A 19,333-nucleotide genomic window follows, 5' to 3' on the forward strand; every position below is an offset into this window, starting at 1 on the left:
ACGTAACCTATTTTATTAATCTATTATGATTCATAGTCTTCTATAAGTCTTCTATAAATAAAATTTCTATCCATTTTCTTTTTTTATTTCTAAAATGACATTTTCATAACTTGAATCTAGAATCGCTTTAGGGTTTTGATTATATCCTAGTTCTTCTTTTGTATATATAGATACACTACTAGAAAGATAATCATTCAATAATCTGTCAGTAATATATTTATTACTACGTATAACTTCTGATATATCCCCACTTATTGCCTTTACTAAATGATGAGTCCATATTCCATTATTCAAGATATCACTTGAATACGAACTTTGTCCTGGTTGGCAAGAAAGAAATACTGCATAGTACGGAAATTCATTAGTAAGTAATTCTAGTTCCTCATCATTAATATCAGTAATTTGACTTCTCTCATTTTCATCTTTGAAGCTTTGCGCACAAGCATCTATAAAAATAAGCGCATTTTCACATTTGGATTTTCGTAAAGGATCAAGTAGAATTTTTTGTAATGAAACCGCAGTTTCTGATATATTAGATGGATGCATATCATAAGTTGATAGATAATTAGTGATACCATTATGGAAACCATGTCCAACATAATAAAAAACTAAGCGATCTTCCTCTGTTAAATAATAAAATAAACTTCTAAACTCATACTCCAAAGTACTTTTCAATGCTTCTTCATTCATAATCATGTAAATATCATTTTCATCTACATTCATTGAATTAATCAGCATTTCTTTAAATTTCATTGCATCATTAATAGCGTACTTTACAGCTTTTATTTGATTTTCTTGTCTAGGTGCATAATTTTCTATTGCAATAATAATCGCTATAGTTTTTCTAATCCTAGAAATATTTAATTTAGTTTTACACTCTGATGCCTTCTCCTCTAAGAGACTATTAGATTTTTCTCTGATATACTTTTGGTTCTCTAGCAATATTTCATTTTCTGATTTTTCTGTTTTGATCACAAAAATAGATTTTTCTCCACTTTTTAACCAGTCATAAGTTACTGTTGGAATTGGTGAAAGTAGAGAAATTGCTTTCTTTATAATTTTAACTACCTGAAAATCAGCACTTAATCCAACAATCTCATTTGAAGTAGGTGAAGTTTCTTTAAGTCCGAAAATCAATGTTCCTCCATCCGTATTGGCAAAAGATGAAATAATTCTCGCTATTTTTTGTGGAGCATATGGTATAGCATTAAATTCTAATACTTCAGATTTTGAACCATTTAGCAATGTTTCAAGTTCAGAATCTTCAATATCAATATTTTTTATCGGAATTCTATTAATGCCAGTTTTTTTCAGAAGTTGCCCCAATGTTATTTGTTTTGGGATGTTTATACCATCTTCACACCAAAATTCAGCATCTACATATTCAAGAACATCAAATTCAGATGTGTAATAAATCAGTACTTCATCATTATCTGATGGTCTGGCTACTACTGTTATTTCATTTCCATTTTTTGTTACACCCCCAATAATACTATCTGCAATCTTATAAAAATGTGAACAATCGTATTCTGGTAATTTCTTGAGATGTTCCATTACATTAGTTACTGCTCTTGGAATACGTTGTTGTATATACTTTAATCGACCATAATCTGGTGTTGATAAATGAAAGAATTCAGGGGATATCTTTTTTTCATTGATTGCAGTCTCAATATCAGCAAAAGAATTTATTTTATGATTCTTTGTTTCACACTCAAAATCACGTGTTATTTCCAAAACTTCTTCTGGTATGTGGAGTTCTTCCTGCCTAAAGTACTTTTGAATCTCATCATCATTAGATCTAAGTAAAAAGTCTAATTTCTTATCGTATCCAACTAGCTGAAAATAGCGACACAGAACCTCAGATAGCTTTAATAATACACTATTAGCATTCCAAGGATTCGTTACATAAAGACTGGTTTCATTAAAATGAATATTCACATTCTTAATAAAATCAATCCCCTTATACGCAATTTCAAGCTTTTCAGCCTGAAAAATTTCTAAGATTTCAATTTTATCTTGTAGTTTTTCTAAGCTGTCTCTTGTATTAACATCACTATCTTCATTTTCAATCCATATTTTAAAATATGGATTAATATTCTTCAATTGATTTTTCAAACTCGTACATACTTCTTCTTGAGTGTGAACTAGTTCAAATTCACTTTGTCTCAATAACTTTACTTTAAAGTGATTTAAGAATTTATCTAGGTTTGGATTTTTTTTATTTTCAGCGCTAAGCATTATAAAACAATACTGATCTTGAAAAATAGCTTCGTTACCATCTAAGAAATATTTTAGATTATTGCATTCTGTGAATTTATTTTTCGTATTTAATAAAAGTCCAGTATCAGCCCATTCTTCAACTTTTGAAATTTCATCAATACTCCAATTAGCACATTGAGTCAATAACACAGAGTAAATAGATTGAATTTTTTTGTAATTATCATTCTTTATGCTTCCTTTGTCATCGATATCTAATGAGATTTTACTGAGTAATTCTAAGTAATCTGACAATTCTAAGCTTGTTCGAAAATTAAAGAAAGCTTTCCAATCTGGATGTAATTCAGGTCCATTAAATACTGGCAAATACTTTCCAGCCACAGCTTTTATCTCTTCTGTATTAAGAAGTACAAAAGATGAAGTTTCACATTTTTCCGAAAGAGTAGGAATACATTGTATGTTTTTAACAAACCATGGAACAAAGTTTTCAACTGAATCACCGTTTGTACGTCCAGGTCTGTTCTCGTGACCCCAATATGCGATTGCTGGTGCTTTGATACTACTTGGTAAATAGTTTTCTATATAATCAGACCAAAATTTGAAGGCAAACTTAGGACTATTTTCTGTAAGTTGAATATAATTCAGAGTTATTATATCACTGTAAGAATCTGCTGTAAAAGTTGTGTAAAAAGGGGTAAATTTTTTATTATCCGTTTCAAAATATTCACATTTAAACCCATCCTCGATTAATTGGGATGTAGAATGTTTATCTTTGTACGATAGTATTGAAATTCCTTCTTGAACTCCAAGTAATTTAAAAAAGCGTTTCCATTCATCCTTTTCAAGGGCATTTACACAGTACAATTCACTGACAAAAATATCTTTCTCTATTATTTTTTCAATTTCTAACCTTGGTTTATAATAATCCGAAAGAAAACAATCTTTTGCTGGACACAATGAGCCTTTTTGAGTAAGAAGTTTAATTTTCGATAGTTGTATTATCAAATCTTCTTTAAGATTTCCCTTTCTATACAAACTAAATAAATCTCGAATTGTTTGTATAGCATTCTGGTTTGTTATATAACTATTAATTTTAGGTATAATAGTCTGAGTTATATAAGTAATGTCTGTTTTTTCTTTAACTCCCAAGCTCTCTAACCAATGTCTACTTTCTGAATCTTCAAGAAGCCAACTCTGCAATTCTTGATGTAGAAAAGATAAATCACTATTAGGGTTATTCCAGTTCTGATCGTCTGCTGTAGGAAAGCACACTTCATATGGATAACTGATACTATTCTTATGATCCCAAATAAATGGAAGTTTCATGAGTACTTCTTTTGAAATATCTTTAACCTTATCCAATTCACAAAGTTTCTTAAAATATTTTATAAGTTCCATATTATAAGCTATTGTATGTGCATCTTTAAAATATATTGAGCTGAGAAATCGTTGTAAGTGTACCCATTCAAAGCAAGAAGAACCAAGCCTTTTAAAATCAGAAAAAAAGCTATTATCTTTGACAAATTGTTTAGAAGAATCTATTCTCCTTTTTTCATTACCATTAATAAATTTTCTAATAGATTCTTCGCCTACAAATCTTTTCTTTGATAGATATGTAAAATCAACTATTGCGTTTTCAATTTTAATTAACTTTCCTTCTCTAGATACAATAAACGGAATATTTTTTAGAGCATCTTTAATTCCTTCATTAAATTTCTTACCCAGCTCATCAGCAAAAATGTCATTAGGTATTAATTCATATGCTTGAAAATCAAGCTCTGTATTTACTAATCTTGAGATCCATTTAAAAATCTCAATAGCAATTGTTTTAAAAAGCCATTGATTCCATTTTGAATCAGCATGAAGGGATTCTCTATTTGCGGTGGTTAGAAAGCTTGTATTAACAAGCACTGGCAAAGAATACTTTGTTTCACCAGTCGGTAAATATGAATATAGAAGTTTTTCTTGTTTAGAAAGTTTAGTAATACCATCATTCTCCACTTTGGCAGCTAACGATAACTCTATGGAATCAGCATTCAGTAATTTCTCAGGAATATTTCGTTCATCTTGTAGGACAGTTTTAACTTCGCTCGGAACTTTTAGTCTAATAGTATTTAACAACCAGTTAACTTTTAAACCATTACCTCTCTTTAAGGTGATTCTATCATTTTCTGTTCGCTTGATTTCAACAGAAACTAATTCTGTAATATCAAAATTAATCTCATTAATATTTTTAAGGAACAAAAACATGTTTAAGTTCTGAGATAGACTCTGAGCCGCCTGGCTCGTCTCGTTCACATTCTTCATTTGAATTATTGTTGCGACACTTGCATCAATATCTTTAAGAAATTGATTTATTGGCTCAAAGACATCTTTTACTTCTGTATATATAGGAATAATTTGCCACGGAAATTGAAATTCTCTGTCATTGTTTTGCTCCCATATTTTCTTTGACACATCCCATTTCCAGTCAAATGAATAGGACGAATCAAATCTAAAATATTCATCTTTTGTAAATATCGTTACTTTATCAGATTGTCCAAAAACCGATTTGAATCCAATTCCTTTATACCCTGTTTTCGTCAAATCTGATTTTTTTGTACCATTATTTACATTACAAATTCCCTGAATATCACGAGTAGTGAACGGTCTCCCTGAATGAGCAACAACTAAATTATCGCCGAAAATTTTTATCCATACTTTAACAGCTTCACTATTTTGAGAAGAATCATCTGCATTTTGTAAAAGTTCATAAATAAATCGCTTTGAGTCTGTGTATAAGTCACCTGATAATGCGTTAAGTGAACTTGCTTGATTTACTGCCTGACTAGGGTTTGCATAATTTGTATTATCTAAAAAAATCTTTTCAATCTCTGTTTTTAAACTCATTTTGGTCTCCTTTCCGCATCTACTACTTGCGGCACATATAGTAATGAAAAGTAGTTTTCACTATCTTCAAATGGAATAGTTATACAATAAATCAACATTGTTTACCTTATTGTATAACTATCTCCTATATTTCACAACACAAAATAGCTATTACAGACATATATCTAAATTTCAGATAATATATTTAACAGCAAAAAAGGTACTATTTTTTTAATAGTACCTTTTTAATCACTAACTATTTTATTGTATCCCCACACTCCATATCAATAACCACAGAAACATTAATATATTTTTTTAACTGTTTATTACGGATTTTATCACCCTCATTTGTAAAAACAAAATGGTTGAAGAAGTGCCTAAAATTAAGGATTTCTATATAGTTTTTCGTTGTAGCAACACGCAAGTCTCCACATGTTTAGTTTGAGGAAACATATCCACCGGCTGCACTTCTAGTACTTTGTATCCCATATCTGCTAAATACTTTAAATCTCTTGCTAAAGTCCCTGGATCACAGGATACATAAACTATTTTTTTTACCTTTGTCTTTCCAATGACCTCTAATAGTTTAGTATCACACCCTTTTCTTGGAGGATCGACAACTATAACATCTGGACTAATTCCCTGGTCTATAAGCTCTGGAATTACCTCTTCAGATTTCCCAACAAGAAATTCTGAATTATCTATTCCATTAACTTTTGCATTAATTGTAGCATTATCAATTGCTTGCTCTACTATTTCAACACCATATACTTTTTTAGCTTTTTCAGCTAAAAATAATGTTATTGTACCTGTTCCACAATAAGCATCGAATACAACTTCATCTCCACTTAAATTAGCATATTCCAAAGCCTTATTGTAAAGAATTTCTGTCTGCACTGGATTTACTTGAAAGAACGATAAAGGTGATATGTTAAATTTATATTTGCCTATGTAATCAGATATAGAATCTTCTCCCCACAACGTAACGCATTTGTCACCAAAAACCACGCCAGTATTTTTAGTATTTACATTTTGAATTATGCTCTTTACATTTTTTACATCTGTTTCCAACTTATTAATTAGTTCTTTTTTATGAGGGATTTCTTTATCAGTAGTAATCAATACAACCATTATTTCATTTGTATTATATCCTTTTCTAACCATTATACTTCTGACTAATCCTTGCTTAAAAAATACTCCATCCTTTTTTGCCGCTGTTATGGAATAAGTTTTCATCCATTCTCGTATTATCTTTATTATTTCGTCGCTTTCCCTATCTTGAAGAAGACAAGCATTCATATCAATTATCTCATGAGTTTTTTCACTGAAAAAACCTATAGAAAGTTCATTGTTCACTAATCCAACAGAAAATATACCTTTATTCCTATATCTATATGGATTTTCCATGCCTATAGGATACTTAACTACATCGCTTTTTAGCCCGCCTATTCTTTCTATACATTCTTTAACCCTATTATATTTGAAATCTAGCTGTCCTTTATAAGTAGAATGCATTAATGCACAACCGCCACAAATTTCGTAATTACTGCATTTTGGTATTTCTCTTTCATCAGATCGTTCTACTATCTCTATAATCTTTCCGTAAGCATAATTTTTCTTAACTTTAACAATCCTTATCTTAACAGTTTCATTCGTTAATGCTCCCTGTATAAATACAGGATATCTATCTATTTTAGCTACTCCTTCTCCTTCATACCCCAAAGAATCAATTTTCACTATATATTCCTTATTTTTTTCTAACACATACACACTTCCTTCGTTGTTAGGTATAACTGCTTAAAATTCCTTTCTACATTCTATCATATATAAATAGAAATTATAATATCTATAATAGGCCAATCAACTATATTTAATTTGTTATGACATAAAAAAAGAGCACCTTGCGGTGCTTAATGCACATTAAAAAAACATTGAGTCAATCTATTAACTTGATATTTTTTCATGTGCTTAATACAGAATCAGTTGCCATTTAATTCCATAATTACTCAAATATTATTCCCTTTTAAAAGCAATAATATACATTATATATTAAATCAGTCATATATAATTGTTAATTTTTTGTTAATTTTTTATAAAAAGAGACTCTAGTGAAAATCACTAAAGTCTCTCTATGTACAAAAAGTTAAATTTTAATCTTATTTAACAACATCAACTTTTAATAAGTTAGTTGCTCCAACTTGATCAACAGGTACACCTGCTGCTATTACAACAGTATCTCCTGATTTAACAAATTCGTGGTTTTTAGCTATTTCAACTGATTTTTCTAATAATTCATCAGTTGATACCATCTTATCAGCAACTATTGCATATACACCCCATGAGAATGCTAATTGTCTAGCAACTACTTCATCTGGAGTAACAGCTATAATTGGACATTCTGGTCTACATTGAGAAATTCTCTTTGCAGTTGCTCCTGTTTGAGTTGAAGTTATTACAGCTGCTGCTTCTAATTCATTAGCTGCATTACTAGCTGCTCTTGAAATAACTCCTGCAATAGCTGGAACGTGTGATTTAGCTTGAGAAACTGCCACTTTATATTTTAAAGATTTTTCAGTTTCTTCAGCAATTTTAGCCATTGTAGCTACAGCTTCTACTGGATAATCTCCATTAGCGCTTTCTCCTGATAACATGATTCCATCAGTACCATCTAAAATAGCATTAGCAACGTCTGAAACTTCTGCTCTTGTTGGTCTTGGGTTTCTCATCATAGAATCTAACATTTGAGTTGCAGTGATAACTGGTTTTCCAGCTTCATTACACTTCTTAATCATCATCTTTTGAACTGCTGGTACTTGTTCTATTGGAATTTCAACTCCCATATCTCCTCTAGCAACCATTAAAAGATCTGATACTTCTAATATTTCATCTACGTTATCAACACCTTCTTGATTTTCGATCTTTGAACAGATTAATATTCTTTCTCCGCCGTTTTCATCAAGAATCTTTCTAATAGTCTTAACGTCTTCTGCTTTTCTTATGAATGAAGCAGCAATCATAGTAACTCCAACTTTACATCCAAAGATTAAGTCTTCTTTATCTTTTTCAGTAAGTGCTGGTAATTTAATTGAAACTCCAGGTACATTTACTCCTTTATGAGTTGCAACAAATCCAGTGTTTTGAACTTCACACTTTATAGCATTTCCTTCAACTGATTTTACAGTTAATCCTACTAAACCATCATCTATTAAAATAGTGTTTCCTGGTTTTACGTCATTTGCTAAACCTTCATAAGTAACAGCACATTTAGTAGTGTCACCAATTACTGACATATCTCCAGCATATACTGTGAATTCAGCGCCTTTAGTTAATTCAACTTTCTTTGGCTCAAATACTCCTGTTCTGATTTCTGGTCCTTTAGTATCAAGAATTATAGCAATTTCTCTATTTAATTTCTTTGATAATTCTTTAACCTTTGCAATTCTTCCACCGTGTTCTTCATGATCTCCATGTGAAAAATTATGTCTTGAGGCATTCATTCCTGCAAGCACAACTTTTTCTAATATTTCAATATCCTCACTTGCTGGACCAATAGTACAAATCATTTTAGTTTTTCTCATTAAACTAACACTCCTCTTTCTTGGATTAATTTATAGAATTTATATAAATAAACTATAAGCTAAATAACTATTATGATAATATTTGAGCCACATCATATAACTCTTTATCAAATTTACTTTCCATGTCTAGAGCTTCATCTATATCTTGGTCAATTATTTGATTATTTCTAATTCCTATTACTCTTGAAGTTTTTCCTTCTAATAATACTTCTATAGCTTTTGCTCCCATTCTTGAAGCTAAAAGCCTATCTGTAGCTGAAGGACTTCCACCTCTTTGAATATGACCTAAGATTGTTGCTCTTGTTTCAATTCCTGTTATTTCTTCAACATACTTTGCAAGTTCAAATGCTCCACCAATTCCTTCTGCAAGAATTATTAAGTTATGCATCTTTCCTTTATTTTTTCCTTCTAAAATAGTTTTACAAAGTTCGTCTCTGTCAAATTCCATTTCTGGAATTATGATTGCTTCTGCTCCACCGCAAATACCTGCATATAAAGATAAGTCTCCGCAATCTCTTCCCATAACTTCTACAATTGAAACTCTTTCATGTGAAGTTGAAGTATCTCTAATTTTATTTATGGCATCTACTACAGTATTTAATGCTGTATCAAAACCTAAAGTAAAATCTGTATAAGCTAAATCATTGTCTATAGTTCCTGGAAGACCTATTGTCTTTATTCCAAGCTTTGATAATAATTTTGCTCCTGTAAATGATCCATCTCCACCTATAACTACTAACGCTTCTATTCCATAAGCTTGTAGTATTTTAGCAGCTTTTTTTCTAACTTCTTCGTTCTTGAATTCAGGACATCTAGCAGTTCTTAAGATAGTTCCACCTCTTTGGATTATATCAGATACAGAGTTTCTATCCATTTTAAATAATTCTCCATTGATTAATCCACTATATCCTCTTTGCACGCCCATAACTTCAATTCCATTATAAAGTGCAGTTCTTACTACTGCTCTAATTGCAGCATTCATTCCTGGTGCATCTCCACCACTTGTTAACACAGCTATCTTTTTCATAATATATATTTCCTCCTTAAATACCTTTAAGGGACCTTTGGAGACCCTTATGTACATAATTTAACCATTTTTCATTAACCAAGATTAATTGTACATAAAATTGATCGAATTATCAATCATATTTAAGCAACTTCTGATATAATTCTGAAATAATTGTCTTAATTTTATGAAAAATCTTATATCTTGAATAACCTATTAATTCTTTTATTTATTTTTATACATATTATTCATAATTTTTACTATTTCATAAATTTATATACAAATATTTTTAAATATATTAACTACTTTTTAGATAACAATATTACTATATGTGAATATAATCACTCCTTATATTATAACCAATAATCGATAAATTTATATAAATTATTATTATTTTTGTCACTTTAATTTTTGTAATATTTTTCATTTGCCTATTTAATATAATCCAGCTCTTTAATTGCAATTAATTTATAATTTAGACACATGAAATGAAATAAAATAACAAGTCCAAAACTAGCATTATTGAAAATATCCTACTAGGTGGACTTGTTATTTTTTGATTACGTCTTGTTTATGAATCTAATACTTTAACATTCTCTTCTCCCAATGTTCCTCTAAGCAATGTTGTAACATCACTATTTAATGAAACCCATCGATCCCTTGGCACCCTGAACTTTTGTTTTCCTTTATTCTCAAATATATAAATAGGTGTATCTCCCAAATAATCTGAAACTAATATTTCTTTGAGCTTTTTATTTAATTCTTTAGCTGCTATTGTGTCCTCAACCCTTAAATATATCTTCGAACTATTTATCTTTTCTAAAGGTTCTATGTTTTCACATATTAACTTAGGCTGCTCATCTTCCTTTAAGCTTAAACGTCCTTTTATTATCACTAAGCTATCAGTCACACATAAAGCCTTAACTTTTTCTAGTGTTTTAGGAAAAACTATTACTTCTATGGTCCCTGTTAAATCTTCAAGAGTTAAAAAAGCCATTATTGAGTTATTTCTAGTTATTTTTTGATTAACACTTGCAAGAATTCCTCCAAGAATTACCCTATCATTATCCTGCAGAGTATCCTCTCTATTAAATATAGCAACCTCTGGCATATCAGCTTCTAATGTGTCATCAAGGGTTTCTTGTCCTATGAATATCTTGGATATTTCATTTGTAGTCTGCATCTTTAAGCTTTGTGCATAATCATCCAAAGGATGTCCTGTAATATAAAGTCCAGTCATTTCCTTCTCCATTGCTAATAGGTTTCTTTTATCAAATTCTTTTATGTTAGGATAATTAACCTCTGGATTCTTTAATTCCTCGCTTGCAAACAAACTTATCTGTCCATCAATATTTCTCTTCTTATCGCTTGATATATTGTCAATCAATTTTTCATGAACTGCCAGCATCTTTGATCTAAAAACATTAAAATCATCTAAAGCTCCCGCTTTTATCAAACATTCAACTGCACGTTTATTTATTGCTGATGTATCCATTTTATTTATAAAGTCTACAAGCGATTCAAATTTTCCCTTTTCCTCTCTTGCCCTTACTATACTGTCTACAACATTAGCTCCAACATTTTTTATAGCAGCCATACCAAACCTAATTTTATCTCCCTTAACTGTAAATCTTGAATAACTTTCATTTATGTTAGGAGGTAATACTTGTATCCCTAAGTTCTCCGCCATACCAATGTAATATGCTACCTTTTCATCTCTTCCCATGATCGAATTCAGCGTAGCCGCAATCATCTCTACTGGATAATACTTCATAAGATATGCTGTCTGATACCCTACAACTGCATAAGCTGCTGCATGAGACTTATTGAATGCATAAGATGCAAAATCCATCATTGAGTCAAAAATCTTATTTGCTGCTTCTTCAGAAATACCATTTCTTATACATCCTGGTACCACCACTTCACCATTCTCAACAATACCATGAATGAAATTCTTTCTTTCCTCTTCCATGACTTTATGTTTTTTCTTTGACATAGCTCTTCTAACCATATCGCTTCGTCCCATGGAATATCCAGCTAGATCTCTAACTGCCTGCATTACTTGTTCTTGATATACTAAACATCCATAGGTTACCTTTAATATAGGTTCTAACTCTTTAGTTAGGTAAGTAGCCTTTTCCGGATTTTTCTTTCCCTCTATATATCTTGGTATTTCAGCCATTGGGCCTGGTCTGTATAAAGAGATTCCTGCAATTATATCCTCAAAGGAATCAGGCTTTAATTCTTTCATAAATGAAGTCATTCCTGGTGATTCTAATTGGAATACACCTGCTGTATTACCTTCTCCAATCATCTTATAAATTTCTTCATCTTCGAAATCTATCTTATCTAAATCTACATCTATTCCTCTATTTTCCTTAATCATTTTAACGGCATCATTCATAACTGTTAATGTTCTAAGTCCTAAGAAATCCATTTTAAGTAATCCAAGTTCTTCTAAAGTTGTCATGCCAAATTGGGTTACTATCATTTCATCGTTCTTTTGCAATGGCACATACTCAACTAATGGTTTAGATGCAATTACTACTCCTGCTGCATGGGTTGAAGAATGCCTTGGAAGACCTTCTAAATCCTTTGAAACATCTATTAAAGCCTTTACTCTATCATCGGTATCATACGCTAACTTTAGTTCTGGATTTAGATCTAAAGCCTTTTCTATAGTTATTCCAAGCATTGTAGGTATCATTTTAGCAATTCTATCAACTTCAGCATAGCTATAATTCATAGCCCTTCCTACGTCTCTTATACATAACCTTGCTGCCATTGTACCAAAAGTTATTATCTGTGAAACATTATTTACTCCATACTTTTTAACAACATAGTCAATAACTTCTTCTCTTCTTTCATAACAGAAGTCACTATCGATATCAGGCATAGATACTCTTTCTGGATTTAAGAAACGCTCAAAGATCAAGCTATATTTAATTGGATCTATTTTAGTAATTCCAAGTGTATAAGCTACTATAGATCCTGCCGCCGACCCCCTACCAGGACCTGTTGGAATTCCACTTTCATATGAGAATCTAATAAAATCCCAAACAATTAAAAAGTAATCAACATATCCCATCTGTTTGATTACATCAAGTTCATACTCTAGTCTTTCAACGTATTCCTTAGCTTCTTCAAACTTTTCTGTAAGTTCAGTAATTTCATTATAATTTAAGTCTTGATTTCTTATGCCTTCAAATACATCATATCTTTCTATTAACCCCTTATAACAAGTATCCTTTAAATATTCATAAGGATCCTGCCCTTCTTCTAATGGGAACTTAGGCAGCTTAGATTCATGGAATTTATAGTCATACTCGCATTCCTCTGAAATTTTAACAGTATTCTCTAATGCTTCCGGTATATACGAAAACATATCCCACATTTCTTCAGCTGATTTCAAATAAAACTGATCTGAAGGATATCTTCTTCTATGAGGATCATCTATAGTTTTAGCTGTTTGTATACACATTAAAATGTCATGAGATTTAGAATCTTCTTTTTTTATGTAATGAACATCATTGGTTGCTACTAACGGTATGCCAGTTTCTTCTGCTAACTTAATATTCGCTTCATTCACCTTTTGCTGCTCTTCCATACCATGATTCTGCAATTCAATGTAAAAATCTCCATTAAATATTTCTTTGTATATTAAAGCTGTCTCTTTAGCTTTTTCATAATTATCCTTAAGATGATATGATTGTACTTCCCCTCCTAGGCATGCACTTAATGCTATTAACCCTTCACTATGATTTCTTAGGTATTCATGATCAATTCTTGGCTTATAATAAAACCCTTCTATTGATGCTGTTGACACTATTTTCATTAAGTTTTCATATCCAGTTTGATTTTTAACTAATAAAACTAAATGATAAGTAGAGTTTTCCTTATCAGGCTGCTTTATATGCCTAGATTTAGGCACTACATATACTTCACATCCTAAAATAGGCTTTATATCATTTTCCTTTGCTGCTTTATAAAAATCTACAAGTCCATATAAAACTCCATGGTCAGTTATGGCAATGCTCTTCATTCCAAGTTCTTTTGCTCTTTTCATTAGATTGCCTATTTTTCCCGAGCCATCTAGCAAACTATATTCTGTATGTAAATGTAGATGTACAAATTCCTTTTCCATTAAGCTCCTCCTTTCTTCATGATTATTTATAATTTTAAAATATTCAACTCATTTACATATTAATTATAACAATGTACCTTGTAATTGTCATTTATACATATACAACTTTGGACTTGTTATTTATTTTCATGTGCCTTAATTATATATTTTTTAAGTAAAAAATAATAATCAGTTTTAGACTATAATTACCGCTAACATACCACTTCTCTCCTTATTAGCTAATCATAGCTAAATTATGTCCTAATTTTATTACTTTTAGATATTTTATATAGGCTATTAAAAGTAAAATCCATATTTAACTACTCTAATGATACATAAAATCAGACTACAACACAGTAATTTCATTAAATTACCACCCTATAGTCTGATTTTTATTAATTACATATATATAATTTAACTAAATTTGCTATAAAAATATAAACTTCGCTTTTTACTTATCATTTAAAAATCTAGTGTTTTACTGTCTTCTAAATATGGTCCTATAACTTTCTTTACTTTTTCAACATGAAATTCATTCACATCATATGACATATAATCTTCTTTGTTATCAAATCTTGTTATGATTCCTACATGGTAGCTTCTATCACTTTTCACTACATCAACACCTACTTCTAGATGTTTTAATTCATCAATTTTCCCATCCATAGATGATAAGGTTTTTGCCACAAATTCTAAGTTTTCTGTTGTTGGTTCCTTTAATTTAAAAAGTACAATATGTGTAAACATAACACACCTCCATTTATTTAATTTACAGTTTACAATGCACAATTCACAGTTTTTGTTTCTAAACTGTGAACTTACAACTGTAAACTGCATTAAGTTGTTTGTCTTAATTCTTCTGCTATTTTTTCTATTTTTCTTAATCTGTGATTTATTCCTGACTTTCCAACTGGTGGATCTAGCATTTCTCCTAATTCCTTTAATGACTCATCTGGATAATTTAATCTTAATTCTGCAATTTCTCTTAAATTATCAGGTAATCTTTGAAGTCCTATTTGAGACTGTATTAATTTTATGCTTTCAACCTGCCTTACAGCTGCATTTACTGTTTTTGAAAGATTTGCAGTTTCACAGTTAACAAGCCTATTAACATTATTTCTCATTTCTTTCATTATTCTTATATTTTCAATTTCTAATAGGGAAGAATGAGCTCCAATTACATTAAGTAAGTCTACAATTTGCTCGCCTTCTTTAATGTATACTATAAAACTGTTTTTTCTTTGTATTACTTTCGAATTTAAATTAAACGTATTAACTAAATTTGATAAATCTCTAGCATATTCTTCACTATGGGTTACAAATTCTAAGTGATAAGTTTTCTCAGGATTGCTTATACTTCCTCCACCTATAAATGCCCCTCTTATATATGCCTTTTTTATATCATCATCGTTAAATATGTGCTTTTCTATTCTATAATCCAAGCTCATTATTCCATCAATTTCTTTAAGTATACCAGTTTCACTTAACAGTCCTCTGACACCCATTTCTTCCGAAATCACAACCATATAAATATTATTCTTTTTTAATGAATTACTTTTTTTAACCATTAATTTTGAATGAATATCAAAATGTTCTTTTAAAAGTGTAAAAATCAATCTAGCACTAGCTGGATTTTCCGTGGTCATTTTAAAACTTAGTCCACTTCCACTAAAAGCTAATGTGCCACTAACCTTCATTATAGCTGATATTTCTGCTAATGCTTCTTCCTTAGAAATATCTATATATCTACATACTTCTCCTTTAACTTTAGATGAAAATGACATTTCGTTTCCTTCCTTACCTTTAGTATTATGATTCAATTAACAATTTTCAATGGACAATTATCAATTTAGAAACAAAACCTTGCAGATTTTATAAATATATTTCAATGAAACTCCTATGAGAGTTTCATTAGTAATTATCAATTGTTCATTGCTTATTGGTAATTATTAGTCTATTTCGTGCCCTTTTTCCTCTCTTATTCTCTCTTTTATACGCTGTGATAAATACATATATTCTATGATCTTCTTTTTATCATATAGAAGTTTCTTTTCCATAATTGTATCTGCTAATATTTCTGCTAATTTATCAGAATCGTGTTTTACTAATCCATTTTTTATTTTTACTAAATCCTCACCAACTATTTTTATTCCTAAGCTTATTATATCTTCTCTATCTAATTTAACAAGTTCAGCTCCATCTTTTTGGTATTTTTCCTTTAACTCATCAGTAATTTCACCAGTATTAGCAATTACATAATCTACAATATCTTTTCCACCATATTTTAATAGAACTTTTAAGTGATCAGATACTTTAAATCCTGTAGTTTCTCCAGGCTGAGTCATTATATTTGATATATAAATCTTAACTGCATCACTTTTTCTTACTGCTTTTGCAATATCTTTAACCAATAAATTAGATGTTATACTTGTATATAAACTTCCTGGTCCCATAACTATAGCATCAGCTTCCTTTAATGCTTGCAATGCTTCTGGAAGCGCCTTTGCGTTTTCTGGAACTATATTTAATTCTTCTATTCTGGAATTTTGCTCAATAGCCTCTTCTGGAATCTGAGATTCACCTTGTACTATTTTGCCATTTTGAAGTTTTGCAACTAATTGCATATTATCTAGCGTAACTGGTATAACTTTCCCAGTTACTGCAAGTACTGAACTCATTTTTTGGACTGCTTCTTCAAAATTATCAGATATACCTGCCATAGCTGCCAAAAACAAATTCCCAAAGCTTTGATTTTTTAATCTTCCATCTGAAAACCTATATTGAAGCAAGTCTTCCATTATAGGTTCTGTATCAGCTAATGCCAAAATGCAGTTTCTTATATCTCCTGGTGGAAGCATGCCCAAATCTTCTCTTAAGTCTCCAGAGCCGCCGCCATCATCTCCAACAGTTACAATTGCTGTAATATTAGAGGTATAGTACTTAAGCCCTCTAAGCATTGTTGAAAGACCTGTTCCTCCACCAATTACAACTATTTTAGGCCCTTTTACTAATAATCTTTTTTCATATATTAAACTTTCAATTTTTCTACTGTCTAAAGATACCTTTAAATAGCCTCTATTTACCAATGCAATTATAGACCTCATAGTTTCTGTAACCGCAATATATAAAACAAAAACTCCTGTAATATTTAAAGATATATAAAAGATTAAATAATACCAATTATATACTCTGTGATTTACAAGCTCAGTAAAGCCAAATGCTATTAACAAAATACCAAAAACTCCAAATGCCAGCCATCTTTTTACTCTAATTCCTACTTTAAGCCAATCACGTATCCTCATAGCTTCTTTTCTCCTTTATGAAGATCTTCAGCTACATCCCTGTGTTCTATTTTAGAATTATAGCTTTCATTATTCAATCTCTCATAAACCTCATTAGCAATTGCAACAGATCTATGCCTTCCACCTGTGCATCCTATAGATATTATTAATTGTCTCTTTCCTTCTTTAATATAGTTAGGAATTAAATACTTTAACATATCAATTAATTTTTCTATGAAATTAACTGTTTCTGTTTGCTTTAATACATACTCCTTAACTGGTTCATCATTTCCTGAATATTGCTTTAATTCAGGAATATAAAAAGGATTTGGTATAAATCTAACATCAAAAACCAAGTCTGAATCTACAGGTATTCCATATTTAAAACCGAAACTCAATACTGTAATTGATAGCTGTTTTTCTGGATACGTATGATTTCCATAGGTTTTATTTATCTTCTCTCTTAAATGTCTAATTTCATACTTAGAGGTATCAATAATCATATCTGCAGCATTTTTGATTTCTCTTAGTTTTTCTCTTTCTTGTGTAATACCAGTTAACACTCTTCCATCTGGTGATAACGGGTGACTTCTTCTTGTCTCTTTAAATCTCTTTATGAGAACTTCGTCACTTGCCTCTAAAAATAATATTTCATATTTAAATTCATTCTGTTTTAAATAGTTTAGAGCTTCAAAAAAATCATCAAAGAAAACTCCGCCCCTAATATCTATAATTAACGCTACTTTTTCAATGCTTCCTCCACTTTGCGTACATACTTCTGCGAACTTTGAGATTAACTTTGGTGGAAGGTTATCTACGCAAAAATATCCTAAATCTTCTAAAGTCCTTGTTGCTTCTGTTTTTCCTGCTCCTGATAATCCTGTAACTATAACAAATCTCATCTCACACACTCCCTTTTGCCAAAGATACTTTTAGATACATGTTCTCATTATCTCTTAATACTCTGAATCTTAATATTAAAATTATATCATACTATCTTAATTAAATCACAAAAACTCAAAACTCCTTGAGTCCTAATTTTCATGTGCTACATGCTATTTAAAACTCCATCTAAAAGTCTTTATTAATACTATTTCATTTAAGTATAAAATATTTTAACCCCATTAACTTAACTAAATTCAGGTGGAGTAAAAAACTCCACCTGAAAATTTTTTTATTTATACATACAACTTATAGATAACCAAATCAGAAACTTAATTTATTACTTATAATTTTTTAGATTATGCTGCACACAATTATAAGTTATAAACCTAGTTCATATGCTTTATTAATCTTCCCCTAAAATTCTAACTTCTGGGTACAAATCAACTCCAAATTGTCTTTTTACTTCTTCTTTAACATGATTTATTACACCTAATACATCCTTTGCTGTACCATTATCCTTATTGATAACAAAACCAGCATGCTTTTCTGAAACACAAGCTCCTCCTATTGTAAATCCTTTTAAGCCTGCATCCTCAATTAATTTGCCTGCAAAATGTCCTTCCGGTCTCTTAAATGTACTTCCTGCTGATGGATATTCTAATGGTTGCTTTTCTTCTCTTCTTCTCGTTAATTCATTAATTCTCGCTTCAATCTTTTCTTTATCTCCAGATTCTAAAGCAAATGTAGCTTTTAATACCACATATCCTTTTTGCATGACTACAGACTGTCTATAACCTAAATTTAATTCTTCTTTTGAAATAGTTCTTATTTCCTGTTTATCATCTAGTACTTCTGCACTTTCAATAACGAATGATATTTCTCCATCATAAGCTCCTGCATTCATGAATACAGCTCCACCTACGCTTCCTGGAATTCCACATGCAAATTGAAATCCTGCTAAAGCTCCTAAGGCTGCTTCTGCTGAAACGTCTTTAAGCAAGGCTCCACATTCTGCTGTAATCTTGTTTCCAATACGTTCTATTTTATTTAAATCACATAGTTTTATTACAACGCCTCTTATTCCGCCATCTTTTACCAAAAGATTTGATCCATTTCCTATAACATAAAATGGAATTTTATGTTCTTTACAAATAGTGATAGTTTCTTTTACTTGCTGAACATTATTTGGAGTTAAAAGTATATCAACTGGTCCTCCAACTTTAAAGTAAATATGTTCGCTCATTTTTGCATCTAGCTGAATTTGTGATTCCTCATATATCTTGCTAAACAAATCCTTATGTTCTCCGTAATGATCCATGTTAAAACTCCTCAAATATTTCTATTAATCTCATTTATTTACGCGATATAAAATAAC

At 30.5% G+C, this 19,333-nt stretch carries 10 protein-coding genes; all 10 read right to left on the reverse strand.

Going from position 1 to position 19,333, the window contains the following annotated elements; genetic code table 11:
- Nucleotides 1–66 precede the first annotated feature (66 nt).
- On the reverse strand, nt 67–5,106 hold the full coding sequence (locus tag CDLVIII_RS28295) for an ATP-binding protein (protein WP_009172915.1): 5,040 nt from the start codon (nt 5,104–5,106) through the stop codon (nt 67–69).
- A gap of 372 nt (nt 5,107–5,478) precedes the next feature.
- Nucleotides 5,479–6,849 (reverse strand): 23S rRNA (uracil(1939)-C(5))-methyltransferase RlmD, encoded by a 1,371-nt coding sequence (rlmD, locus tag CDLVIII_RS28300; protein ID WP_009172916.1) that lies wholly within the window; start codon nt 6,847–6,849, stop codon nt 5,479–5,481.
- Nucleotides 6,850–7,241: 392 nt separating this feature from the next.
- Nucleotides 7,242–8,663 carry a pyruvate kinase gene (pyk, locus tag CDLVIII_RS28305; RefSeq protein WP_009172917.1) on the reverse strand — a complete coding sequence of 474 codons (1,422 nt, stop codon included), beginning with the start codon at nt 8,661–8,663 and terminating at the stop codon, nt 7,242–7,244.
- A gap of 70 nt (nt 8,664–8,733) precedes the next feature.
- On the reverse strand, nt 8,734–9,690 hold the full coding sequence (pfkA, locus tag CDLVIII_RS28310) for a 6-phosphofructokinase (RefSeq protein ID WP_009172918.1): 957 nt from the start codon (nt 9,688–9,690) through the stop codon (nt 8,734–8,736).
- Nucleotides 9,691–10,240: 550 nt separating this feature from the next.
- Nucleotides 10,241–13,813 carry a DNA polymerase III subunit alpha gene (locus CDLVIII_RS28315; RefSeq protein WP_009172919.1) on the reverse strand — a complete coding sequence of 1,191 codons (3,573 nt, stop codon included), beginning with the start codon at nt 13,811–13,813 and terminating at the stop codon, nt 10,241–10,243.
- A 441-nt stretch (nt 13,814–14,254) separates the two neighbouring features.
- Complete coding sequence (locus CDLVIII_RS28320) at nt 14,255–14,539, reverse strand: Dabb family protein (protein ID WP_009172920.1); 285 nt, start codon at nt 14,537–14,539, stop codon at nt 14,255–14,257.
- 89 nt (nt 14,540–14,628) lie between these two features.
- Entirely contained in the window at nt 14,629–15,576 is a 948-nt protein-coding gene (gene whiA / locus CDLVIII_RS28325) for a DNA-binding protein WhiA (RefSeq protein ID WP_009172921.1), read from the reverse strand.
- A 165-nt stretch (nt 15,577–15,741) separates the two neighbouring features.
- Nucleotides 15,742–17,094 (reverse strand): YvcK family protein, encoded by a 1,353-nt coding sequence (locus CDLVIII_RS28330; RefSeq protein ID WP_009172922.1) that lies wholly within the window; start codon nt 17,092–17,094, stop codon nt 15,742–15,744.
- Nucleotides 17,091–17,975: an RNase adapter RapZ gene (gene rapZ, locus CDLVIII_RS28335; RefSeq protein ID WP_009172923.1), complete on the reverse strand. Its 885-nt coding sequence runs from the start codon at nt 17,973–17,975 to the stop codon at nt 17,091–17,093. Before rapZ ends, CDLVIII_RS28330 begins: the two co-directional genes overlap by 4 nt.
- 386 nt (nt 17,976–18,361) lie before the next feature.
- Nucleotides 18,362–19,276, reverse strand: coding sequence for a UDP-N-acetylmuramate dehydrogenase (murB, locus tag CDLVIII_RS28340; RefSeq protein ID WP_009172924.1), 915 nt, complete (start codon nt 19,274–19,276; stop codon nt 18,362–18,364).
- Between the last annotated feature and the right edge of the window lie 57 nt (nt 19,277–19,333).

The sequence above is a fragment of the Clostridium sp. DL-VIII genome, from assembly GCF_000230835.1.
GTDB lineage: Bacteria > Bacillota > Clostridia > Clostridiales > Clostridiaceae > Clostridium.